This window comes from Actinomadura sp. NAK00032 (assembly GCF_013364275.1).
Classification (GTDB): domain Bacteria; phylum Actinomycetota; class Actinomycetes; order Streptosporangiales; family Streptosporangiaceae; genus Spirillospora.
Genome location: NZ_CP054932.1, coordinates 8,126,225 through 8,149,046, shown reverse-complemented (window position 1 = coordinate 8,149,046; position 22,822 = coordinate 8,126,225). Strand labels below are relative to the sequence as shown.

Annotated in this window: 18 protein-coding genes; 9 read left to right on the top strand and 9 right to left on the bottom strand. The window is 72.1% G+C overall.

Annotated features, from left to right (window positions below; all coding sequences use genetic code 11):
* Positions 1-33: 33 nt before the first annotated feature.
* Entirely contained in the window at positions 34-1,152 is a 1,119-nt protein-coding gene (locus HUT06_RS37330; protein WP_217711608.1) for an RDD family protein, read from the bottom strand.
* A gap of 71 nt (positions 1,153-1,223) precedes the next feature.
* Between HUT06_RS37330 and HUT06_RS37325 the strand changes: the two genes are divergently transcribed.
* Positions 1,224-2,219 (top strand): stage II sporulation protein M, encoded by a 996-nt coding sequence (locus HUT06_RS37325; RefSeq protein ID WP_176200022.1) that lies wholly within the window; start codon positions 1,224-1,226, stop codon positions 2,217-2,219.
* Between the two features lie 23 nt (positions 2,220-2,242).
* On the opposite strand, the gene HUT06_RS37320 is transcribed toward HUT06_RS37325, so the two are convergent.
* Genes HUT06_RS37320 through HUT06_RS37300 form a run of 5 tightly spaced genes read right to left on the bottom strand, consistent with a single transcriptional unit; the run spans position 2,243 to position 7,524 of the window.
* Positions 2,243-3,535 (bottom strand): DUF58 domain-containing protein, encoded by a 1,293-nt coding sequence (locus HUT06_RS37320; RefSeq protein WP_176200021.1) that lies wholly within the window; start codon positions 3,533-3,535, stop codon positions 2,243-2,245.
* Entirely contained in the window at positions 3,535-4,506 is a 972-nt protein-coding gene (locus tag HUT06_RS37315) for a MoxR family ATPase (RefSeq protein WP_254715828.1), read from the bottom strand. The genes HUT06_RS37320 and HUT06_RS37315 overlap by 1 nt, the downstream gene beginning before the upstream one ends.
* A 56-nt stretch (positions 4,507-4,562) precedes the next feature.
* Positions 4,563-5,786, bottom strand: coding sequence for a DUF4350 domain-containing protein (locus HUT06_RS37310; protein ID WP_254715590.1), 1,224 nt, complete (start codon positions 5,784-5,786; stop codon positions 4,563-4,565).
* The gene (locus HUT06_RS37305; RefSeq protein WP_176200019.1) at positions 5,780-6,457 is read right to left on the bottom strand and encodes a DUF4129 domain-containing protein; all 678 of its coding nucleotides are present in this window, start codon (positions 6,455-6,457) and stop codon (positions 5,780-5,782) included. The genes HUT06_RS37310 and HUT06_RS37305 overlap by 7 nt, the downstream gene beginning before the upstream one ends.
* Positions 6,454-7,524 carry a hypothetical protein gene (locus HUT06_RS37300; protein ID WP_176200018.1) on the bottom strand — a complete coding sequence of 357 codons (1,071 nt, stop codon included), beginning with the start codon at positions 7,522-7,524 and terminating at the stop codon, positions 6,454-6,456. Before HUT06_RS37300 ends, HUT06_RS37305 begins: the two co-directional genes overlap by 4 nt.
* A gap of 303 nt (positions 7,525-7,827) precedes the next feature.
* On the opposite strand from HUT06_RS37300, the gene mtrA reads away from it, so the two are divergent.
* The 7 genes from mtrA to HUT06_RS37265 all read left to right on the top strand — a co-directional run bounded on the left by mtrA (position 7,828) and on the right by HUT06_RS37265 (position 16,845).
* Entirely contained in the window at positions 7,828-8,505 is a 678-nt protein-coding gene (gene mtrA / locus HUT06_RS37295) for an MtrAB system response regulator MtrA (protein WP_021598338.1), read from the top strand.
* 185 nt (positions 8,506-8,690) lie between these two features.
* Positions 8,691-10,316 carry an MtrAB system histidine kinase MtrB gene (mtrB, locus tag HUT06_RS37290; protein WP_176200017.1) on the top strand — a complete coding sequence of 542 codons (1,626 nt, stop codon included), beginning with the start codon at positions 8,691-8,693 and terminating at the stop codon, positions 10,314-10,316.
* Positions 10,313-12,103 (top strand): LpqB family beta-propeller domain-containing protein, encoded by a 1,791-nt coding sequence (locus HUT06_RS37285; RefSeq protein ID WP_176200016.1) that lies wholly within the window; start codon positions 10,313-10,315, stop codon positions 12,101-12,103. The genes mtrB and HUT06_RS37285 overlap by 4 nt, the downstream gene beginning before the upstream one ends.
* Before the next feature lie 203 nt (positions 12,104-12,306).
* On the top strand, positions 12,307-13,080 hold the full coding sequence (locus HUT06_RS45420) for a ComF family protein (protein WP_176200015.1): 774 nt from the start codon (positions 12,307-12,309) through the stop codon (positions 13,078-13,080).
* A gap of 745 nt (positions 13,081-13,825) precedes the next feature.
* Positions 13,826-14,488 carry a ribosome-associated translation inhibitor RaiA gene (gene raiA, locus HUT06_RS37275; RefSeq protein ID WP_176200014.1) on the top strand — a complete coding sequence of 221 codons (663 nt, stop codon included), beginning with the start codon at positions 13,826-13,828 and terminating at the stop codon, positions 14,486-14,488.
* Between the two features lie 373 nt (positions 14,489-14,861).
* Positions 14,862-15,518: a response regulator transcription factor gene (locus HUT06_RS37270; RefSeq protein WP_302931893.1), complete on the top strand. Its 657-nt coding sequence runs from the start codon at positions 14,862-14,864 to the stop codon at positions 15,516-15,518.
* A 73-nt stretch (positions 15,519-15,591) separates the two neighbouring features.
* Complete coding sequence (locus HUT06_RS37265) at positions 15,592-16,845, top strand: winged helix-turn-helix domain-containing protein (RefSeq protein ID WP_176201867.1); 1,254 nt, start codon at positions 15,592-15,594, stop codon at positions 16,843-16,845.
* Positions 16,846-17,126: 281 nt separating this feature from the next.
* Here HUT06_RS37265 and HUT06_RS37260 read toward each other — a convergent pair whose 3' ends face one another.
* Positions 17,127-17,459, bottom strand: coding sequence for an HGxxPAAW family protein (locus HUT06_RS37260; protein WP_176200012.1), 333 nt, complete (start codon positions 17,457-17,459; stop codon positions 17,127-17,129).
* A 183-nt stretch (positions 17,460-17,642) separates the two neighbouring features.
* Between HUT06_RS37260 and secA the strand changes: the two genes are divergently transcribed.
* Entirely contained in the window at positions 17,643-20,513 is a 2,871-nt protein-coding gene (secA, locus tag HUT06_RS37255) for a preprotein translocase subunit SecA (RefSeq protein ID WP_176200011.1), read from the top strand.
* Positions 20,514-20,576: 63 nt separating this feature from the next.
* Here the strand turns inward: secA and HUT06_RS37250 are convergent, their stop codons facing one another.
* Both HUT06_RS37250 and HUT06_RS37245 read right to left on the bottom strand, forming a co-directional pair.
* On the bottom strand, positions 20,577-21,020 hold the full coding sequence (locus tag HUT06_RS37250; RefSeq protein ID WP_176200010.1) for an Rv3235 family protein: 444 nt from the start codon (positions 21,018-21,020) through the stop codon (positions 20,577-20,579).
* A 402-nt stretch (positions 21,021-21,422) separates the two neighbouring features.
* A complete protein-coding gene (locus HUT06_RS37245) occupies positions 21,423-22,814 on the bottom strand; it encodes a PTS transporter subunit EIIC (protein ID WP_176200009.1) in 1,392 nt (463 codons plus the stop codon).
* Between the last annotated feature and the right edge of the window lie 8 nt (positions 22,815-22,822).

Here is a 22,822-nt window from a genome sequence, read left to right as displayed (position 1 = left end):
AGACGGCCGTGGTTGACAAACCCCGGCAGCCGCTCAGCGCCCTGTCGGGTACTGCCCGGTCGGAGGCTGCCCCGTGGGGTACTGGCCCGTGGGGTACTGGCCTGTCGGGTACTGGCCCGTCGGATACTGGCCGGTCGGATACTGGCCGGTCGGATAAGGCGGCCCTGCGGGCGGCGGGCCGGGCGCGTTCAGGACCTGCTGGTACGGCCCCGCGCCGTAGTTGGACGGCGGCAGGAACTGCGGCTGCCCCGGCAGCGGCGGCCGGAACGGCGGCGGCACCGGCGGCCCCGGCCGGACGGGGCCCGCCACGGGCGGCCCGGCCATCGCCATCACCGGTACCGGGCCCGCCACCGGCCCCGGGCCCCACACCGGCAGGCCGAGGCGGCGCATCCGGCGGGCGCGGCGCTCGGCGAGCCGCAGCTCTTCCCGGTGCCGGCGCTCGGCGAGCACCGCCGACAGCAGGATCTCCGGCCGCACCCCCGGCGGCGGGGGCGGGCTGATCACCGCGACGACCTGCCCGGCGATGCGCTGGCCCAGCGAGTCGCGCACCGCGGGCAGCAGCTCCCAGAACCGGGACAGGTACTGCCGGGCCGTCATCGCCAGCTCGTCCGACAGCATCGAGATCTCCAGCGACCGGGCCCACCAGGCGAGCTGCGGCGGCATCACCGCGACCGGGCCGAACAGGGCCGCCGCGGGGGCGCGCTCCTGGATGACGATCGTGCCCGCGAACAGGTCGCCGAGCCGCTTGCCGCGCCGGTTGCAGAACGAGGTGATCAGCGCGGGGGAGCCGTAGAACGTCCAGAACTCGATCACGCCGGCCAGCGCCCGGACGAGCGCCTGCCGGAACCGGATCGGCCCGCCGTCGTCGCCGACGACGCGCAGGCCCACGCCCATCTTGCCCAGCGTCCGGCCGCGCAGCAGCGTCTCGGACACGCACGGGTAGCCGACCAGGACGGCGACCGTGCCGAGCAGCGTCAGCCCGACCGTCCACGCGTCGTCCGCGACGAGCGACGTCATCGCCGTGACGTAGACGACGAGGTAGAGCAGCACGATCTGGAAGATCAGGTCGAGCAGGAAGGCGCAGCCACGGCTGGCCAGCCGCGCGACGCGGATGTCGAGCGCGACGGCCTCGCCGGTGACGAGTTCGGCCATGTCCTGCTCCTCCAATGCCGGGGACGCGTTCATTGTGCCGGTTCGGTAATGCGACACGTTAGTCTCGCCGGGTGGACGTCGACGCCTATGTGGCCGCGCACAACGCCGACTGGCTGCGCCTGGAGCAACTCATCAACCGCGGCCGCAGGCTGAGCGGCACCGAAGTGGACGAACTGGTCGAGCTCTACCAGCGCACCGCCACGCACCTCTCCGTCGTCCGCTCCAGCTCGCCCGACCCCCAGCTGGTGGGCCGGCTCTCGTCGCTCGTAGCGCGCGGCAGGGCCGCCGTGGCGGGCGCCCAGGCGCCGCTCTGGCGGGACGTCACCCGCTTCGCGACGGTGTCGTTCCCGGCCGCCGCCTACCGGATGAAGTGGTGGTGGCTCGGCGCCGCCGTCCTCGGCAACCTGCTCTCGCTCGCCCTCGCGCTCTGGATCGTCCACAGCCCGGACGTGCAGGCGAGCATCGCGACGCCGGACGAGATCCGCGAACTCGTCGACCACGACTTCGCGAACTACTACACGGAGCACTCCGCCGCGTCCTTCGCGTTCCAGGTCTGGGTGAACAACGCGTGGGTGTCGGCGGTCGCGCTCATCTTCGGGATCCTGCTCGGCATCCCCACCGTGTACGTCCTGCTGATGAACCAGCTCAACCTCGGGCTGACCGCCGGGCTGATGTTCGCCTACGGCAAGGGCGACATCTTCTTCGGCCTGATCCTGCCGCACGGCCTGCTGGAGCTCACGGCCGTGTACCTCGCGTGCGCGGGCGGCATGCGGCTCGGCTGGACGATCATCGACCCGGGGCCGCGCCGCCGCGGCCAGGCCCTCGCCGAGGAGGGCCGCGCGGCCGTCAGCATCGCCATCGGCCTCGTCGCGGTGCTGCTCGTGTCCGGCCTCATCGAGGGCTTCGTGACCGGCTGGGTGCACGTCACCTGGCTGCGCATCGGGATCGGCGTGGTCGCGGAGGTCGCCTTCCTCAGCTACGTGCTCGTCCTCGGCCGCCGCGCCACCCGCGCGGGCGAGACCGGCGACGCCGACCTCCGCCCCGACCTGGCCCCCGTCTCCGGCTGACCGGCCCTCAGCCCCCGCGCGCGTCAAAGGCGTCCGGCGGACTTCAGGGCGAGGTAGGCGTCGGCGAGGGCCGGGGCGATCTCGTCCGGCGGGGCGTCCACCACCTCGACGCCGTGGCCGCGCAGCTCGGCGGTGAGGCGGCGCCGCTCGGCGCGGGCGCGCTCGGCGGCGGCCGCGTCGTACACGGCGGCGAGGTCGCCGCGGGACCCGGCCATCTCGCCGACCCGCGGATCCGACACCGCCGCGATCATGACCAGGTGCCGCGCGGTGAGCTGCGGCAGCAGCGGCAGCAGCCCCTCCTCGATCGCGGCCGTGTTCAGCTCGGTCAGCAGCACGACCAGGCACCGCTGCCGGACCCGCGCCATCAGCGTCGACACCATCCCGGCGGCGTCGCATTCGAGCAGCTCCGGCTCCAGCGGCGCCATCGCGTGCACCATCGCGGGCAGCAGATCGGTGCGGGACGCGCCCTCCACGCGGGCGCGCACGCGCCGGTCGTAGGCGAGCAGGTCGACCCGGTCCCCGGCCCGGGACGCGAGCGCGCCGAGCAGCATCGCCGCGTCCATCGAGCAGTCCAGCCGGGGGATGTCGCCGACCCGGCCCGCGGACGTCCGGCCGGTGTCGAGCACCAGGTAGATGCGCCGGTCGCGCTCGGGCCGCCACGTCCGGACGACGACGTCGCCGCGCCGCGCGGTGGCCCGCCAGTCGATGGACCGGACGTCGTCGCCGTCCACGTACTCGCGCAGCGAGTCGAACTCGGTGCCCTGCCCGCGGATCAGCGCCACGTGCGCGCCGGTCAGCTCCCGCAGCCGCGCGAGCTTGGCGGGCAGGTGGCGGCGCGACGGGAACGCCGGCAGCGCCCGCACCGTCCACGGCGCGGAGCGCGACAGCTGCCGCGCGGCGAGCCCGAGGGGCCCGGCCGAGCGGACGACGACCGTGACGGCCTTCCGGTCGCCGCGCCGGGTCGGCGTCAGCGCCATCTCGACGCGGCGGCGCTCGCCCGCGGGCACGTCCACCCGGACCGTGCGGGGCGTGGCGCCCGCGCTCGGCGGCCACACGTCCCGCAGGCGGGCCTTCAGGCGCCGCCGGCCCTGGTTCTCGACGATCAGCGCCACCCGGGCGGTCTCGCCGAGCCGCACGTTGGTGTCGCCGTCCCGGTGGAAGCGCAGGGCGCGCACGTTCCCGGCGAGCACCAGGTCGGCGACGACGCCGAGCAGCAGGACGCCCCACACCGCGAACAGCGCCCACCAGCTCGGCACGACCAGCGGGACGAGCGCGCCGAGCAGGGCCAGCAGCCCCAGGCGCCCGGTCAGCGCCATCAGCGCGGCGCGGGGACGTGGGCGAGGATGCCCTCCAGCACGCCGTCGGCGGTCGCGCCCTCCAGCTCCGCCTCGGGACGGAGCTGCACGCGGTGCCGGAGCGTCGGCCTGGCCAGCGCCTTCACGTCGTCCGGGGTCACGTAGTCGCGGCCCGACAGCCACGCCCACGCGCGGGACGTCGCCAGCAGCGCCGTCGCACCGCGCGGCGAGACGCCGAGCTGCAGGGACGGGGACTGCCGGGTCGCGCGGCACAGGTCCACGACGTAGGCGGCGACCTTGGGGTCCAGGTGGACGGTCATGACGGCGGCGCGTCCGGCTGCGAGTTCGTCCGCGCCGGCGACCGCCTGCACCTCGGACAGGTCGCGCGGGTCGAACCCGCCTGCGTGCCGCTGCAGCATGGCGATCTCTTCGTCCCGGGTGGGGACGGGCACGGTGAGCTTGACGAGGAACCGGTCGAGCTGGGCCTCGGGCAGGGGGTAGGTGCCCTCGTACTCGATCGGGTTCTGGGTCGCGCAGACCACGAACGGGTCGGGCAGAGCGCGCGCGGAGCCCTCCACCGAGACCTGCCGCTCCTCCATGGCCTCCAGGAGGGACGCCTGGGTCTTCGGCGGCGTCCGGTTGATCTCGTCCGCGAGCAGGAGGTTGGTGAAGACGGGGCCTTCACGGAACTCGAACTCCGCCGTCCGGTTGTCGTACACCAGCGAGCCGGTGACGTCGCCGGGCATCAGGTCGGGGGTGAACTGGACGCGCTTGAAGTCCAGGTCGAGGGCCCGCGACAGCGTCTTGATGAGCAGCGTCTTGGCCGTGCCCGGGACGCCTTCGAGCAGCACGTGGCCGCGGCACAGCAGCGCGATGACGAGGCCCGTCACCACGGAGTCCTGGCCGACGACCGTCTTGGCGACCTCGCCGCGCAGCGCCGTCAGCGCCGCGCGGGCGGTGTCGGCCTGCCGCCGGGCCTCCTCGGACAGCACGACCTGCCCCGCGCTTCCGCCGGGCACGTCGTCCTTCCCGAGCTCTACAGGGGTGTTCAAGACTGCCGTACCTGCCTTTCCAGGTCGTCGAGGACGTTCGTGAGCGCGATGAGCCCGGCGTCGTCCAAGGGTTCGGGACCGTACAGGGCCGCCCCGACGTACGTCTCGTCGTAGGGCGTGCGGCGCGCCACCGCCGTGATGATCTCCTGCGCGGCGGACCGGTCCTGCGCGCTGCCGCGCGGCAGCCCGAGCAGCGGGACGAGCCGCTCCCGGGCGCCGGAGCGCAGCGCGTCCGAGGCGCGGTCGCGGGCGCGTCCGGCCCGGTACAGGCGGGCGCGGCCCTCCACCGTCTCCGCCGAGCGGACCACGACCGGCAGCGCCTCCGCCACCACCGGGCCGAGCCGCCGGCCCCGCCACAGCGCCACCAGCAGCACCGCGACCAGGAGTTGCAGGAAGAACAGCTTGACGCCGAACGGGAGCAGGTCGCCGAGGGACTGCTGCCCGGCGCCCTCGCCCGCCTCCGGCATGGCGGGGAAGAGCCACACCGTCGAGGCCCCCGTCCCCGCCCCCGCCAGGTTCATGGCGAGCGCGGCGTTGCCCTCCTCGGTGAGCCGCTGGTTCGTCAGCGGCGCGGCCGACCCCAGCACGGTCACCGTGTGCGCGTTCTCCCGCACCTGGACGACCCTGGCGCCGCCGTACTCGGCCGGGTAGCACGCCGTCCCCCGGCCGTTGATCTCGTAGGTGTCCGACTCGTGGAAGGCGACCTTGCCGGCGAGGGACGCGGCGGGCAGCGCGCAGCCCGGCGCGGCGGTCTCCTCGAAGCTCGGGCCGACCCGCCGCACCTCGGGCGCCAGGATGTCCAGCGCCGCCGCAGTCGGCCGGACGAGCAGCAGGTCCAGCGGCGAGGCGGTCAGCAGCCGCAGGTCGTCCTCGGTGAGCCGCTCGGTGCGCGTGACCACCAGGACGCCGCTGATTCCGGGCTCCATGGGGATGTCCGCGTAGTCGCGCGTGACGGTCACGGTCGTGTCCCGCTGGCGCAGGATCTCCGTGAGCGCCAGCGCGCCGTCCCGCTTCGGCGACTGCGGGTCGAGCGCGCCCGCCGACGTCGACGGGCGCAGCGCCGCCAGGATCACCGCGATCACCACCAGCGCGAGCAGCACCGCGAGCACGCCGCGCGCCGACCGCCAGCGGCGGCCCGCGACCTGCCGCGCGGACGGCTCCGCCGGCGCGCCCGCGGGGGCGCCGGAGGCCGCGGCTCCGGGCGGGGCCTGCATCACCATCGCGGGCCCCCTTCGTCGCCGGCCCCGGCCGGTGCGAGGTCATCGGCCTCCAGCGGCTTCGGCTTCGTCGCGCGCAGCCGCTCGTCCAGTGCCGTCATCCGCGCGTACCCCTCGGCCGTGCCGGGACGGTCGCCGTACCAGACGTCATCGAAGATCCGCACCCCGGCGGCCAGCTCGCCGGCCAGTTCCGGCACGGCCTCGCCCGCCTCCGCCGCCAGCTCGTCCGCCGTGCGGCCCGGCCGCGCCGACAGCACCGCCCGCTCCTCCAGGTCGCGCGCGATCGCGCGGAGCCGCTCCCGGATCGCCTCGGCCCACTCCCCGGCCTCCGCGTGCCGCTCGGCGGCCTGCCGGTGGTCGAGCGCCGTGGACGGCACGTCGTCCAGCAGGGCCTTGTCGCGGGAGCGCAGGTTGCGGCGCCCCCGCATCAGCCAGGCGATCAGCCCGATCGCGATCGCCAGCACCACGACGATGATCAGGATGGACACCCAGCCGCCGCCGGTGCCCTGCGCGTTCGGGTCCGGCGCCCGGTTGAACAGGCTGCCCAGCCACTCGGAGAAGTCGGCCCACGCGCGCTCCAGCCAGGACGGCTTGTCGCGCTGGTACACCTGTTTCTCCAGCTCGCGGCGGGCCAGCTCGCGGGCCTCGTCGCGGCCGATCGGGTCGAGGATCACGGGTTCGCTCCCGTCCACGGCCGGGCGGGCACCGGATCGGTCCGCCAGAGATCGATGAACCCGTCCTCCCGGGCCGCGTCGTCCGCGGGCCCGCTCGCGACGACCGCCGCGGCGGAGCGGCCCCGGCTGCGCAGCTCCAGGTCGAAGCCCTCGCGGCGCATCCGCCGGTCCATGTACAGCAGCGCGATCACCCCCGCGTCGAACGGCAGCACCACCGACCAGCTCACGATCCGGCCCAGCGTGTCGACCGCGAGCGCGCCCATCGTCGCCCCGTCGCCCGAGGCGTCGCCGAAGAAGACCAGCTGCACGAACAGGAACGGGATGCGCAGCGCGAAGAAGCCCATGAACACGGTCACGAGCAGCGCCAGCAGCAGCGTCCCGCACGTCCGGAACCACCGGCCCTTGGACAGCGTGACCGCCCGGCGCAGCGCGCCCGTGACCGTCCGCCGCTCCAGGACGACCGCCGGGACCGCCTGGACGAGCAGGATGTAGAGCCACACCATCAGGCCGATCCCGACCGGGAACCCGATCAGCCCGGCGACCACCCCGAAGGCCGGGTGCGCGTCCACGGCGATCAGCGCGAAGAACGGCACCACCGGCAGCGCCAGCGCGCCCAGCGAGACGCCCATGACGGCCGCGACGGTGCCGACCAGCCGGCCGAGCCGCGGCCGGGAGTCCCGCCACGCCTGCCTGGGCGCGATCGGCATGCCCACCAGTTCGCGGCCGAGGATCGGCGCCATCAGCCCCGCCATCAGCAGGATCCCGCCGGCCGACAGCACCAGCCCCAGCACCGTCAGCGTGACCTGCGCGCCGAGCGACTCCAGCAGCACGTCCGGGGTGACCTCGTCGCGGGCCTCGTTGCCGATGAAGAAGTACGCGGCGACGGAGCTCGTCACCTGGATCACCGTGCTGATCGCCACCGACAGGCCCAGCGTGGTGCGGGGGCGGCGCCGGATGCCGGCGATCGCGCCGTCCAGCATCTCCGAGATGGACATGGGACGGAACGGGACGCCCCGCACCACATCGGTGGCGCCGGCGTCGTCGTCCCAGCCGTCCGGTCCCGGCATACTCGGCTCCCTGCGGTCCCTGGTTCCCTGCGGTCTGCGTGCGGGGGTCTGCGGCGCTGCCGGGAGGGCCCGCCGGGCCCCGCGGCGATCGCCGGTAGGCCATCCTGTCACGGGCGGGATGTCAACCTTGCGCCGCTTTCGGGAGTCACCTCTACAATCCGAGCCGCCCACCCGATGCGGGGGAGCCATGTACGGCGCAAACGCGGGTAACCTTGCACGCCAAGGTATATCTCTCCCTGGCAAGGTGGCGCCGGAGCATCGCGCACCACTCCACCGAACCCCGACTTTGCGACGATGAGGGCCATGAGAGGACGTGTACTGGTCGTCGACGACGACCTCGCGCTCGCCGAAATGCTCGGCATCGTGCTGAGGGGCGAGGGTTTCGAGCCCTCGTTCGTCCACGACGGCGACAAGGCGCTCGAGGCGTTCCGGGAGACCCGGCCCGACCTCGTGCTGCTCGACCTGATGCTGCCCGGGGCCGACGGCATCGACGTGTGCCGGCAGATCCGCGCCGAGTCGGGCGTGCCGATCGTCATGCTGACCGCCAAGAGCGACACAGTGGACGTCGTGCTCGGCCTGGAGTCGGGCGCCGACGACTACATCGTCAAGCCGTTCAAGCCCAAGGAGCTGGTGGCGCGGGTGCGCGCCCGCCTGCGCCGCACCGACGAGCCCGCCCCCGAGACCCTGCAGATCGGCGACATCACCATCGACGTCGCCGGCCACTCGGTCAAGCGCGGCGACCGGCACATCCCGCTGACCCCGCTGGAGTTCGACCTGCTGGTCGCCCTGGCCCGCAAGCCCCGCCAGGTCTTCACCCGCGAGGTGCTGCTGGAGCAGGTGTGGGGCTACCGGCACGCCGCCGACACCCGGCTCGTCAACGTGCACGTCCAGCGGCTCCGCGCCAAGATCGAGAAGGACCCCGAACGCCCCGAGATCGTCGTCACCGTGCGCGGTGTCGGCTACAAGGCCGGGCCCGCCTGAAGGGCCCGACCCGCCCGCGGGCCCCGCGGCGCCGGCCCCCGCACGACGACTCCCCGAGGCGGCGCCCCCGCCCCGTCCCATCGCAGCGCTCCGTCACAGCGCCCCGTCCCCCGTGACACGCCGATGACCGTCCAGTACCAGCGCGGCCCCCTGCGCCGCCTCGCGGACCCCTCATGAAAGCGGACATGAGGCGGGCGAAGCGGTACGTCCGTCGTGCCCTGGGCAGGCTGCGGCGCCTGCTGAGCGGCGCCGTCGGCGCCGCCTACTTGCGCTGGCGCCGGTCGATCCAGGTCCGCGTCGTCACGTCCACGCTGTTCATCTCGGCGATCGTGGTGGCGATCCTGGGCGCGTTCCTGATGCAGCAGGTCTCGTCGGCGCTCATGGACGGCAAGGTAAAGGCGGCCCGGCTCCAGCTGGACGACGGCCTGGCGCAGGTCCAGCGCGATCTGGGCAACTCCGCCGGGGACGGCAGCAGGCTCAACTCGACCATCGACCGCCTGAAGTCGCGCAGCGGCCCGTCCGGCCTCTACGAGGTCTACATCCGCGACACCAACGAGCAGTACTTCGACGGGTACACGACGAACGAGCTGCGGCCTGAGAGCGTCCCGAAGCGGCTCCGCGAGGAGCTGAAGACCGCGCCCGCCGGTTCACGTGCCTACACCTACGGCAAGCTGTCCTACCTCGGGGGCAGGGCGGATGAACGCGGCCTCATCGTCGGCGGCCGCACCGGCCAGTTCGAGCTGTACTACCTGTTCCCCCTGACGCAGGAACAGCAGACCCTCACTACCGTCAGCCGCTCCCTGTCCGGAGTGGGCATCGTCCTGGTGCTGCTCTTGGCCGCGATCGCCTCACTGGTCACCCGCCAGGTCGTCATACCGGTGCGGTTGGCCGCGCAAGGGGCGCAGCGGCTCGCCGCAGGCCGTCTGGAAGAACGCATGAGGGTCCGCGGTGAGGACGACCTGGCGCGCCTCGCCCGCTCCTTCAACGAGATGGCCGCGAACCTCCAGGAGAAGATCGGCGAACTGGAGGACCTGTCGCAGGTGCAGCGCCAGTTCGTCTCCGACGTCTCCCACGAGCTCCGCACGCCCCTGACCACCATCAGGATCGCCGCGGACATGCTCTACGAATACCGCGACACCTTCGACGACCCCGCCGTCGGACGGTCCGCCGAGCTGCTGCAGAGCCAGCTCGAACGCTTCGAGTCCCTGCTCGCCGACCTCCTGGAGATCAGCCGCCACGACGCCGGCGCCGCCACGCTCGACGCCGAATCCCTCGACATGCGCGACCTCGTGCTGCGCGTCGTCGGCGACATCCAGGGCCTCGCCGAGCGCAAGGGCAGCAAGGTCGTCCTGCAGCTGCCCGGCGAACCCTGCATGGCGGAGGTCGACCGGCGCCGCGTCGAGCGCATCCTGCGCAACCTCGTCGTCAACGCCGTCGAGCACGGCGAGGGCGAGGACATCGTCATCTCCGTCGCCGCCGACCGCGACGCCGTCGCCGTCGCCGTCCGCGACCACGGCGTCGGCCTCAAACCCGGGGAAGGGCAGATGGTCTTCGACCGCTTCTGGCGCGCCGACCCGGCCCGCGCCCGCACCACCGGCGGCACCGGGCTCGGCCTGGCGATCTCCCGCGAGGACGCGCAGCTGCACGGCGGCTGGCTGCAGGCGTGGGGCGAGCCCGGCGCGGGCTCCCAGTTCCGCCTGTCGCTGCCCCGCGTCGCCGGAGCCGAGCTGCGCGGCTCGCCGCTCCCGCTCGTCCCGCCCGGCGCCGGCGACGCGCGGCCCCTGTTCGCGGAGTTGGAGGCGAGCGAATGAGCGCGTGCACCGGGCGCATCACCAGCCTGCTGACGCTCGCCGTGCTCGTCCTCGGCGGCGCCGGCTGCGCGAACGTGCCGAGCGGCGGGCAGGTCGTCAGCGGCAGGCCCGCCGAGCGCGCCGAGCGCGTCGACGACCCCTACGTCCGGCTCATCCCCGTCAAACCGCGGCCCGACTGGGGGCCCGCCGAGATCGTCTCGGGGTTCCTCGCCGCGTCCGCCAGCTTCGACGACGGCCACAAGGTCGCCAAGATGTACCTCGGCGGCCGGACATCATGGAACCCCGGCCTGCGCCCCTCGGTGACCGTCCTCGCGAGCCGCGTCACCGACCCGCACGTGATCAAGTCGGCCGGGAACCAGGCCGCCGTGCGGGTCACCGGCGAGGAGCTCGGCACCATCACCGCCGACGGCCAGTACACGGCGTCCCCGAAGGAGTTCGAGGCCGTCTACCAGCTCAGCAAGACCCCGCAGGGCGTCTGGCGCATCACCGGTCTGCCCGGCGACGAGAAGTCCGGCCTCCTGCTCACCAAGGACGACGTCGAGCGCGCCATGCGCACCGTCAACCTGTTCTTCTTCGCGCCCGACCGGCACACCCTCGTCCCCAACGGGGTCTTCCTCCCGGTCGCGAACCGGCAGGCGCTGCCGACCCAGCTCGTCCAGGCCCTGCTCGCCGGGCCCACGTCCTGGCTCGCCGGCGCCGTCGACAGCGCCTTCCCGGAGGGCACCCGGCTGCGCCGCGGCGTCCAGATCGAGAAGGAGGTCGCGACCGTCGACCTCACCAAGGAGGCCCGCGGCGGCGACGTCGACCGCATGTCCGCCCAGCTCAGCTGGACGATGCGGCAGCTGTCCGAGATCAAGCAGTGGCGCCTGCAGATCGACGGGGAGACCGTCGCCCCCGACGACATGGACGCCACCCAGCCCATGAACGGCTGGCAGGAGAACTCGCCCGACGGCGCCGCCTCGCAGGAGGGCGCCCACCAGAACGCCTACGTCGTCGGGCCGTCCGGCTTCATCGGCACCCTGGAGGGCGACCGCGCCCAGCCCCTCGTGACCGGCGCCGCCGGATACCTGTCCCACCCCGCCGTCGCCCCCGGCTACCAGGAGTTCGCCGGCCTCAGCAGCGACGGCACCCAACTGCTGGTCGCCGCCCCCGTCACCGGTGCGCCCAGCCCCCGCGTCCTGCTCACCGCCCACCGGGGCGCCCGCTTCACGGCGCCGTCCTGGAGCGGCGACGGCACCCTGTGGGCCGTGGAGAGCACGAAGGACGCGTCCTGGCTGTGGGTGCGCCGCCCCGGCAAACCGCCCGTGCGCGCCGCCCACTGGGGCCTTGGCGGCCGCCAGGTCCTGGCCTTCCACGTGGCCCGCGACGGCGTCCGCGCCGCCGTCATAGCCCGCATCGACGGCCGCCCCCAGGTGCAGTTGGGCCGCATAGCCCACGACCCGGACGGCTCCCTGGACGTCGGCTCGTTCCTCCCGGTGAGCTCCGAACTCCAGGACGCCGTCGACCTGTCCTGGCGCGACTACAACACCTTGGCCGTGTTGGGCCGCGCCAAGCGGGACTCCCAAACCCTGCCGTTCCTGATGCCGATCAGCGGCAGCGCCATCATCCCCCTGGGCGTCGGCTCTTTGGGCGAGCCCCGCACCATCGCCGCCGCCCCCGGCGCTCCGATCCTGATCGGCACCCGCTCGTCCGGCAAGGACCAGATCTGCCGCCAGAGCGCCCCAAGCAACTCCTACAGCCCCTGGCTATGCCCGACCCCCGCCAAGGACCCCAGCTACCCGCGCTGAACCACCCCAACTCCCGCTGAGGGAGCGGACTGCCGGCCCCATCGGTCAAGCCGCCCCCAACAGCGGGAACACCACGTTCCCCGCCGTCACCACCTGCCGTGAGGCGCCTGGGGCCGGATGCTCGAAGCCCTCGGCTCGCCGGAGTTATCCACAGTTACGGGAGTGCGGGGCGCCCAGCGGCCCGGAGCGGCACTGTCGACCGCATGAGATTCCTGCGCGACCTGATCGATCTGCTGCTGCCCGAGCAGTGCGCGGGCTGCGGGCAGGAGCCCGTGCTGCTGTGCGACACGTGCGCAAGGCCCCTACGAGCCTCTGCACGGCCCGTCAGAGCCGCGACGGCCGGCATCCCGCCCCCTTGGACGGTCGCCGCCTACGAAGGCCCCCTGCGCACGATCCTGGCCGCCTACAAGGAACGAGGCCGCACCGCCTTAGCCGCCCCCTTAGGCGAAGCTCTGGCAACAGCCGTCCAGGCAACCCTGACCGGCCCCTCGAAGGGCACGGCGGTCCCGCAGAAGGGCGCGGCGGTATCCCCGAAGGGCGCGGCGGTCCCCTCGAAAGGCGCGTCGACGGCGGGGGATGCGCGCTTGGAGGACGTTCAAGCGGGGCCGGTGGTGGTGTGGGTGCCATCGGGGCGGGGGGCGGTGCGGCGGCGAGGCCATGATCCGCTGCGCGGGTTGGTCGAGATCGCGGTGCGCCGTCTGTGGGCGGAGGGCGTGCCGGTGTCCATGATGGACGCGCTGCGGCAGCGCGGCCGGGTCGCCGACCAGGTCGGGCTCACGGCACGGCAGCGGGCGGCCAACGTGCAAGGGGCCGTGGAGGCGCGGCCATGCGTCGCCGGGCGGCGAGTGGTGCTGGTGGACGACGTGGTCACAACGGGCGCGTCCCTGGCGGAGGCGGCTCGCGCCCTACGCGCGGCAGGCGCCGAAGTGACCGCCACGGCCACCATCGCAGCCACCCCCCGCCACCGCCCCTGGTAACCCCTAACCCCCTGTGTGGCGACGGCGGCGGTTGTGTGGTGGTGAGGAGATCGGGCGAACGGTGACTTTCTTCACTTTTTGGGCGTGGGGCGGTGGTGAGCAACGGTGTGTAGCCGGGGGCGTCTGGCTTGTCCTGGATTGAGGGGGTGTATGGGGGCGTGCGGGTCACATCTCGCCATGAAGGAAGTAGAGATTTCTCAAACTCACCGCGAGGCCAGTGGTGCCTGACCTGGGCGGGCGCCGGCGGCGGGATCGCCGAGCCCGTCGGGGTTCCGGGGAGGTGGAGGGGCGTCAGGGGAACCCGCTGCGGCAGTCATCGATGACGGTCCGTGAGTTTTTCCTCCGTCCACCCCCCTGACATTCGTCGCGTAAGGGGTTAGCGTTCCTGACATGGCACCCGCCCGGGTCCGTGGTTGCGTTGGATCGCAGTGCTCGTCAGGAGCACGGCAGACGGTCCGGCTAGCCGATGCCAGGCGCAGGCGAAACGGCCCACGTAAGGCGACTTCTCGTCGACCGATCACGGTGCGCCTTAGAGGTAAGTCCTGCCCCAACGGGGGATCCGACATCCCCCGAACCGGGAGAAGGGCAGTAGTGGCGAGAGCGCCGCGAGCCCCTCAGCAGGCGGATGTGGGGACGAAGACCAGGTCGGCCGGGCGGGTGCGACCCACCGTCCTGTGGTGCCCGTTCGGGGCCGGCAGGTCCCCGGGCAGGGCGACAAGCGCAACCGGGAGAAGGGGGGTCCCGCGTGAACATCACCGTGAGGGGCCGGCACACCGACGTCAACGACAGGTTCCGTCGGCATGTCGACAACAAGCTGGCGAAGATCGAACGGCTCGACCAGAAGGTCATCCGCGTGGATGTGGAGGTGTCCGAGGAACGAAACCCACGGCTGGCCGACCAGCGTGAACGAGTGGAGCTGACGATCCGCTCCCGCGGCCCGGTGATCCGGGCCGAAGCCGCCGCCGACGACCGCTACGGCGCCCTCGACCTCGCGCTCGACAAGCTGGAGTCGCGGCTGCGCCGCGACGCCGAGCGGCGCAAGGGCCACGGTCTGAAGAACCACGGCAAGAACGGCAAGGGCCGCGCCAAGCTCGCGACGATGGAACCGCTCCCCGAGGCGCTGCCGGAGCCCGTCCCCGAACCCGTGGAGACCGCGCCGCCGGTCGAGCCCGAGCCCCTGTCCCGTGACGAGAGCCTCGTGCCGATCCCGATGGACGGCGACGGCCCCCTCGTCGTCCGCGAGAAATTCCACAAGGCCGAGCCGATGGGCATTGAGCAGGCACTGTTCGAGATGGAGCTCGTCGGCCACGATTTCTTCCTTTACCGCGACAAGGCCACCGGGCACCCCTCGGTCGTATACCGGAGAAGAGGCTGGGACTACGGCGTCATCAGGCTCGTCGAGGAGTGACTCTCCGCATCGGTGATGCGGCGGACGCGTCACGTCACCACCTGAACCGTGCCATGATCTGAAAAGGCGCATCAGCCGATCCGGCGCGTCCCGGGAACCTCCCGGGGCGCGCGGCGGTTGACCGGGAGACACCCCGGTCCGAAATCCCCCGGGTTCGTCCCCGGACCCCGTAAGTTCCCGAGGACGACCCGATGGACCACAACCCTCCGGTAGTTCCAGATCGCTGAATAGTGAAGGGGGGAAGCGGCGTCTCCTCCACGCCGCGACTCTGGTGAGCGAGAAGCCCGAGACTCGCGACGCCGCGGCGGTACCTCGTCAGACCGGCGCCCCCGCCGGCCGTGACGCCGCGCCGCCGGCCGGAGCGGCCGACCCCATCCGCGTGCTCATCGTCGACGACCATGCGCTGTTCCGCAGAGGCCTGGAGATGGTCCTCCAGGGTGAGGACGACATCGAGGTCATCGGCGAGGGCGGGGACGGGCACGAGGCCGTCGAGATGGCCGGCGACCTGCTGCCCGACATCGTCCTGATGGACATCCGGATGCCGCGCCGCAGCGGCATCGAGGCCTGCACCGCCATCAAGGACGCCGCGCCCAGCGCCAAGATCGTCATGCTGACCATCAGCGACGAGGAGGAGGACCTCTTCGAGGCGATCAAGGCCGGGGCCAGCGGCTACCTGCTCAAGGAGATCTCCATCGACGAGGTCCCGCAGGCCGTCCGCGCGGTGCACGGCGGTCAGTCGCTGATCAGCCCGTCGATGGCGTCCAAGCTCATCACCGAGTTCGCCGCGCTGGCCAAGCGCAGCGAGGAGCGGACGCAGCAGGTCCCCGCGCCGCGCCTCACCGACCGCGAGATGGAGGTCCTGCGCCTCGTCGCCCGCGGCCTCGGCAACCGCGAGATCGCCCGCGAGCTGTTCATCTCCGAGAACACCGTGAAGAACCACGTCCGCAACATCCTGGAGAAGCTCCAGCTCCACTCCCGCATGGAGGCCGTCGTCTACGCCGTCCGCGAGAAACTCCTAGAGATCACCTGACCCCCGCCCCCGGTCGGAGACCGGCAATCCGGTTTTGTCGGTGTTGTGACGTAGCATCGCGGGCGTGGTGGAGATGGCAGGCGGGACACAGGCCGGTGGCGAGGTCGGGCTCGGGGCGGACGAGGCGCGGCGGCTCCAGCTGCGTGCGCAAGGGTTTCTGGGCGCGCGTCCGAAAGGCGGGGTTCCGGCCATGCTGGAGCGGCTCGGCGCCGTCCAGCTCGACACGATCTCAGTCCTGGCGCGGTCTCATGAACTGGTGCCCTACGCGCGCCTGGGGACGGTGAGCCGCAGCGCCATTGAGGCCGCCTACTGGGGTGCGAGCGGACGTGGCTCCGGCGGAAACGGTTCAGGGCGGGCTCCGCGCGGCGGGTACGGGGCGTTCGAGTACTGGGCGCATGCGGCGTCCGTGATCCCGATGGCCGACTGGCCGCTGTTCGCGTTCCGGCGGCGCGCGTACCTGCGGCGCGGGTGGCGCTGGCACAAGGTGCCGGAGGGCGTCTGCGACGAGATCCGCGCCCGGCTCAAGGCGGACGGCCCGCTCACCACCAAGGAGCTCGGCGGCGCCAAGGCGAGCGCCGAGTGGTGGGACTGGAGCGACCACAAGATCGGCATCGAGTGGCTGCTGGACATCGGCGAGGTCGTCTGCGTCGAGCGGGTCGGCTGGCGCCGCGTCTACGACCTGGCCGAGCGCGCCGTCCCCTCCGAACTGCTCGCCCAGGACCTGGACGACGACGCCTGCCTGACCGCACTGGTCGCCCGCGCCGGACGTGCCCTGGGCGTGGCCACCCGCGGCGACCTCGCCGACTACTACCGGATCAAGCAGGACCAGGTCGACCGCGTGATCGAGGCGACCGGGCTCGTCCCCGCCGCGGTCGCCGGGTGGTCGCAGCGCGCCTGGGCCGACCCCGACGCGCTGGCGGCCCCGCCCAAGGGCAGGCACGCCACCACCCTGCTCTCGCCCTTCGACTCCCTCGTCTGGGACCGCGCCCGCGCGTCCCGCGTCTTCGGGTTCGACCACCGCCTGGAGGCGTACGTCCCGAAGGGCAAGCGCGTCCACGGATACTTCGCGATGCCGCTCCTCGCCGGCGGCCGCCTCATCGGACGGGTCGACCCGGCCCGGGAGGGACGCACCCTCATCGCCCGCCAGGCGTCCCTGGAGCCCTGGGCCACCCGCACCGCCGCGCGCACCGAGACCTCGGCGGCGGCCCTCGCCACCGCCCTCTGGCGCGCCGCGGCCTGGGTCGGCTGCGACGACGTCCGCGTGGAGCGCACCGCCCTCCCGCCCACCCTCGTGAAAGCCGCCCTGGCCACCGCCACCCCCCATTGAGCCCCCGCCGCCGTCGCCATACCTCGTTGAGCCCCGCCGCCACACTCCGTCCGGGCCGCGTCGCCGCATCTTGGGGGATGTCGCTGTGGCTGTAGGGGTGTGCCGTCGTAGTCCTTGGGGCGCCGGAGTGTGGGGTGGGGAATCGGGTTGGTGGGGTGGGGTGTTGTACGTCGTGTGAGGGTTTGTGTTGGCCGTTGTGTGGTTGACCGGGTGTCTGCCTGAGGGTTTTGGGCGGGCATGGCTGAGGCCGGCCACGTAGGGCCGGCCTCGGGCAGGGTGGGTCAGCCGTGGGGGGTTTGCTGGGTGTCGGTCGCCACCGGGGCCTCGATGGACTCGCCCTGGTCGCCGCCGCGGCGCTTGGCCGAGCGGGAGCCGAACAGGGAGTAGTCGACGATCTCGGGGATCACGCGGGGCGCGTCCACGACGACGTCCGCGAAGAGGTGGACCATCCAGCTGACGAGGAAGCCGGCGACCACGATGCCGACGCCGACCCAGAACATGATCCAGGCCGGGCCGAGGCAGAGCGCCACGCCGCCGACGACGAAGCCGATGAAGATCACGCCGACGGCGAGCCAGGAACTCGGCCGGCCGGCGTGCGAACCCTCTGAGGACATTGGGCCTCCCTCCCGTGAGGTGTGAGAGATCCTCTCCGGGACCCGGAAAGTCAAACGGAACGCACTGTGGATTGCGCTGCGGAGTGACCTAGACCATTCTGGGTCTCGCCTACGATGGCATCGTACGTGTGGTGTGCGTGCCGCCTTGAGCGGTGAACCACGATCTGCAAGGAGCCTTCGAGAGTGCCGCCAGTCATCGACAAGATCCTTCGTGCGGGCGAGGGAAAAACCCTGCGCAAGCTCAAGAAGCTCGCGGATCAGGTCAACTCGATCGAGGAGGACTTCCTCGAGATGAGCGACGCCGAGTTGCGCGAGCTGACCGACAAGTACCGGGAACGCATCGCCGACGGCGAGTCCCTGGACGACCTGCTTCCGGAGGCCTTCGCGACCGCACGCGAAGCCGCCAAGCGCGTCCTCGGCCAGCGGCACTACGACGTCCAGATCATGGGCGGCGCGGCGCTTCACCTCGGGAACATCGCCGAGATGAAGACGGGTGAGGGCAAGACCCTGACCTGCGTGCTCCCCGCGTACCTGAACGCCCTGTCCGGCGACGGCGTGCACGTGGTCACGGTGAACGACTACCTGGCCAAGCGCGACGCCGAGTGGATGGGCCGCGTCCACCAGTTCCTCGGGCTGGACGTCGGCGTGATCCTCCCGCAGATGACCCCGGACGAGCGCCGCGCGGCCTACAACTGCGACATCACCTACGGGACGAACAACGAGTTCGGGTTCGACTACCTGCGCGACAACATGGCGTGGAGCCTGGACGAGTGCGTCCAGCGCGGGCACAACTTCTCGATCGTGGACGAGGTCGACTCGATCCTCATCGACGAGGCCCGCACCCCGCTGATCATCTCGGGCCCGGCCGAGCAGAACTCCAAGTGGTACTCGGAGTTCGCCAAGATCGTCCCCCGGCTGAAGCGGGCCGAGCTGGTCAGCACCGCCGGGCAGGTCGACGAGTACGGCCCCGGCGACTACGAGGTGAACGAGAAGAAGCGCACGGTCGGCGTGACCGAGTCCGGTGTCGAGAAGGTCGAGGACTGGCTCGGCATCGACAACCTGTACGACTCGGTGAACACCCCGCTGGTCAGCTTCCTGAACAACGCCCTGAAGGCCAAGGAGCTCTACAAGCGCGACAAGGACTACGTCGTCATGAACGGCGAGGTCCTGATCGTGGACGAGTTCACCGGCCGCATCCTCCACGGCCGCCGCTACAACGAGGGCATGCACCAGGCCATCGAGGCCAAGGAGGGCGTGGCGATCAAGGACGAGAACCAGACGCTCGCCACGATCACCCTGCAGAACTACTTCCGCCTCTACAACAAGCTGTCCGGCATGACCGGCACCGCCGAGACCGAGGCGGCGGAGTTCAACAAGACCTACAAGATCGGCGTCGTGCCGATCCCGACGAACAAGCCGATGATCCGCGAGGACGTGGCCGATGTCGTCTACAAGACCGAGCAGGCCAAGTTCGAGGCCGTCGTCGACGACATCGCCGAGCGGCACGAGAAGGGCCAGCCGGTGCTGGTCGGCACCACCTCGGTGGAGAAGTCCGAGAAGCTGAGCAAGATGCTCAAGCGCCGCGGCGTCCCGCACCAGGTGCTGAACGCCAAGCACCACGAGCAGGAGTCGGCGATCGTCGCGGAGGCGGGCCGCAAGGGCAGCGTCACCGTCGCGACGAACATGGCGGGCCGCGGCACCGACATCATGCTCGGCGGCAACCCCGACTTCCGCGCCGACCTGGCGCTGCACCAGCGCGGCCTGTCCCCGCTGGAGACGCCCGAGGAGTACGAGGCGGCCTGGCCGGAGGCGCTGGACAAGGCCAAGGAGGACGTCAAGGGCGAGCACGAGGAGGTCGTCGACGCCGGCGGCCTGTACGTGCTCGCGACGGAGCGGCACGAGTCGCGGCGCATCGACAACCAGCTGCGCGGCCGCTCCGGCCGGCAGGGCGACCCGGGCGAGTCCCGGTTCTACCTGTCGCTGGAGGACGACCTGATGCGGCTGTTCAACTCGGCCCGCGTCGAGTCGATCATGACGCGGCTGAACATCCCGGACGACACCCCGATCGAGTCCAAGATCGTCACGAACGCGATCAAGTCGGCGCAGAGCCAGGTCGAGCAGCAGAACTTCGAGATGCGCAAGAACGTCTTGAAGTACGACGAGGTGCTGAACCGGCAGCGCAAGGTCATCTACGCCGAGCGCCGCCAGGTGCTGGAGGGCGCCGACCTGCACGAGCAGGTCGTCCGGATGATCGACGAGGTCGTGGCCGGCTACGTCGCGGGCGCCACCGGCGAGGGCTTCGCCGAGGAGTGGGACCTCGACAAGCTGTGGAAGGCGTTCAAGCAGCTGTACCCGATCTCGATCACGGTCGAGGACCTGACCGAGGACGAGGACGGCGACCTGTCCGGGCTGGACGCGGAGACGCTCGCGGAGAAGATCCGCGACGACGCCCAGGCGGCCTACGCCAAGCGCGAGGAGGAGCTCGGCTCGGAGGTCATGCGCGAGCTGGAGCGCCGCGTGGTCCTGTCGGTGCTCGACCGCAAGTGGCGCGAGCACCTCTACGAGATGGACTACCTCCAGGAGGGCATCGGCCTGCGGGCCATGGCGCAGCGCGACCCGCTGGTGGAGTACCAGCGCGAGGGCTACGACATGTTCAACGCGATGCTCGACGGCATCAAGGAGGAGTCGGTCGGCTACCTGTTCAACCTCGAGGTCGAGGTGGAGGAGCAGCCGGAGGCCCCGACCGTCGGCGCCGCGCCGGTGTCGGTCGCGAAGTCGGCCCCCGCGGCGGAGGCGGACGCCGAAGAGGACGAGGCCGAGGTCGAGGAGGCCGAGGAGGCCCCCGCGATCAAGGCGAAGGGGCTGGAGAAGCCGTCCCGTCCGAAGAAGCTGGAGTACTCGGCCCCGACCGTCGACGGCGAGGGCGGCGTCGAGCTGCACAGCGAGGAGACCGAGGACGAGTACGCGGGCGTGAACCGCAACGACCCGTGCCCCTGCGGCTCGGGCAAGAAGTTCAAGCGCTGCCACGGCGACCCGCGCAACAAGAACAAGTAGCACCGCTACAAGCAGCACCGCGCGAGGCGGCCTCCCGGACGTCCGGGAGGCCGCTTCCGCATGTCAGGGGGCGGTCGTCTCCAGGGCGGTGCAGCGCCACCGGCCCCGCGTCAGCTCCAGCCGCAGCGCCAACGCGTGGACGCGCCCGGCCACGGCCACCACGGCCGTCGCCTCCGCAACGGCCGGTGAGGGCCGCTGCATCCTGCTGGACAGCACCTTCGGCGGGACGATCCGTCTCCCACGCGTCCCCGCGCCCGTGTGCGGGGCGAACGCTCGGCACACCGCAGGGACGGCGACGAGCGACAGCTGGTGCGCGGGCCGCATCCCTGCCAGCACCTCCACGACGAGCCGTACGGCGGTGTCGGCGACCGCCCGCACCTCGGCCTCAACCCCGTCCCCGGGCCGTACGACCCGCAGCCCCGGCCCGGCCGGCGCCTTCCGGGCGCCCGACGCCGGCCCGTACCGAATGACGCGAACCGCCGAAGACGCCACCGGACGACCACTCATGAGAACCTCCCGACTCGTTTAGAAACAGGAGTCAGAAGAGCCGCAGAAAATACATCGTGACCACGTTCGGCCGCTCCTGTAACGCCCGCGTCACCGCGTGGGCACCGCCCGGAAAGAGCGAAAGGGCCATGAAGGACGGGCCCCGGATAACGGGGGCACGGCCAAGGCCGGGGCACGGTCGCGATGGAACGGAAGCAGGCGGACCGGACGGGCCGTGGTCGTGGGAGCCGGGGGACGTGCGAAGGCGGCGGGACGCTGGAGAACGTCCCGCCGCCTTCTGGGAGCGGTTCCGGGCGGTGCGGGCGTCCGGAACCTCTGGGGAGCGGGGCCGGTGGGCTGGCCGGCCCCCGGGTGGGGGCGCCGCGAACGGGGCGAGGGGCTCGCGGCGCCCCGGGGGGAGGGTCAGCCGCCGGCAGGGGAGTCCTGCGGTTCGGCGGTGCCCTTGCGGTCGCGCTTCTTCTTCGCGCCCTTCTCGCTCTTCTCGCCGCCGGCGAGCTCCGGGCTGGCGGCCGGGTCGGCGGCGGTCGACTCCTCGCCCTCGGGCTCGCGGCCCGGGGTCGCGAAGTTGAACTTCGTGATCAGGAATCTGAAGATGAAGTAGTAGAGGAAGAAGTACAGGACGCCCATGCCGAGGATCAGCAGGAGCCCCGAGGTGTTGTCCTTGCGGGCGTTCAGCAGCAGGTCGATGCCGCCCGCGGAGAAGCCGAAGCCGAGCTTGGCGCCGGCCGCCTCCAGCACGGCCATCGAGATGCCGGTGAGGACGACGTGCACGCCGTACAGGACGGGCGCGACGAACATGAACGCGAACTCGATCGGCTCGGTGACGCCGGTGACGAACGCGGTCAGCGCGGCGGAGATCATGATGCCGCCGACCGCGGGCCGCCGGTGCTTGGGCGCGGCGTGCCACATCGCGAGGGCCGCGCCGGGCAGGCCGAACATCAGCACGGGGAAGAACCCGGCGAGGAAGCCGCCCGCGTCGGGGTCGCCGGCCAGGTAGCGGTTGATCTCACCGTGGACGACGCCGCCGGGGGTGTTGTAGTCGCCGAACACGAACCAGATGAGCGAGTTCGGGATGTGGTGCAGGCCGAAGGGCAGCAGCAGCCGGTTGATGACGCCGTAGATGCCGGCGCCGGCCGCGCCCGCCCCGGTGATCCACTCACCGGCGTCGGTGAGCCAGCTGCCGAACAGCGGCCAGATGAAGCCGATCAGGATGCCGAGCGCGAGGCCGGCCACCGCGGTGACGATCGGCACGAACCGGCGGCCGCCGAAGAACGCCAGCCAGGTCGGCAGCTTGATCCGGTGGTAGCGCTGGTAGAGCAGGGCCGCGATGACGCCCATCAGGATGCCGCCGAGCACGTCCGTCGGGTTCTTGGCGCCCCAGTCGATGACCTGCGCCTGCGCCCCGTCCGTCACCTTGGTGATGAGGACGTTGCCCTTGAGCTCGTCGGTGTGCGAGAACATGATCTTGGAAACCCGGTCGAAGACCAGGTAGCCGACCACGGCGGCGAGCGCGGTGGAGCCGTCGGACTTCTTGGCGAAGCCGATCGCCACGCCGACGGCGAAGAGCAGGGGGAGCGCGGCGAACAGCGCGTTGCCGGCCTCGCCGACGATCTCGGCGACCCGGTCCCAGCCGAGTCCGTCGGCGCCGAGCATGTCGGCCTGGCCGAAGCGCAGCAGCAGCGCGGCGGCGGGCAGCACGGCGATCGGCAGCATGAGGCTGCGGCCGATCCGCTGCAGCACCGCGAGGGTGCTGGACCCGCGCCGCGGCGCGGAGTCCACTGTTGTCGCAGTCATCGCGAGGT

Coding starts and splice junctions, on each gene's coding strand:
- HUT06_RS37330 (WP_217711608.1), bottom strand. CDS start 1,152: ATGGCCGAACTCGTCACCGGCGAGGCCGTCGCGCTCGACATCCGCGTC.
- HUT06_RS37320 (WP_176200021.1), bottom strand. CDS start 3,535: ATGGCGCTGACCGGGCGCCTGGGGCTGCTGGCCCTGCTCGGCGCGCTC.
- HUT06_RS37310 (WP_254715590.1), bottom strand. CDS start 5,786: ATGGTGATGCAGGCCCCGCCCGGAGCCGCGGCCTCCGGCGCCCCCGCG.
- HUT06_RS37300 (WP_176200018.1), bottom strand. CDS start 7,524: ATGCCGGGACCGGACGGCTGGGACGACGACGCCGGCGCCACCGATGTG.
- mtrA (WP_021598338.1), top strand. CDS start 7,828: ATGAGAGGACGTGTACTGGTCGTCGACGACGACCTCGCGCTCGCCGAA.
- mtrB (WP_176200017.1), top strand. CDS start 8,691: ATGAGGCGGGCGAAGCGGTACGTCCGTCGTGCCCTGGGCAGGCTGCGG.
- HUT06_RS37285 (WP_176200016.1), top strand. CDS start 10,313: ATGAGCGCGTGCACCGGGCGCATCACCAGCCTGCTGACGCTCGCCGTG.
- HUT06_RS45420 (WP_176200015.1), top strand. CDS start 12,307: ATGAGATTCCTGCGCGACCTGATCGATCTGCTGCTGCCCGAGCAGTGC.
- HUT06_RS37265 (WP_176201867.1), top strand. CDS start 15,592: ATGGCAGGCGGGACACAGGCCGGTGGCGAGGTCGGGCTCGGGGCGGAC.
- HUT06_RS37260 (WP_176200012.1), bottom strand. CDS start 17,459: ATGTCCTCAGAGGGTTCGCACGCCGGCCGGCCGAGTTCCTGGCTCGCC.
- HUT06_RS37250 (WP_176200010.1), bottom strand. CDS start 21,020: ATGAGTGGTCGTCCGGTGGCGTCTTCGGCGGTTCGCGTCATTCGGTAC.
- HUT06_RS37245 (WP_176200009.1), bottom strand. CDS start 22,814: ATGACTGCGACAACAGTGGACTCCGCGCCGCGGCGCGGGTCCAGCACC.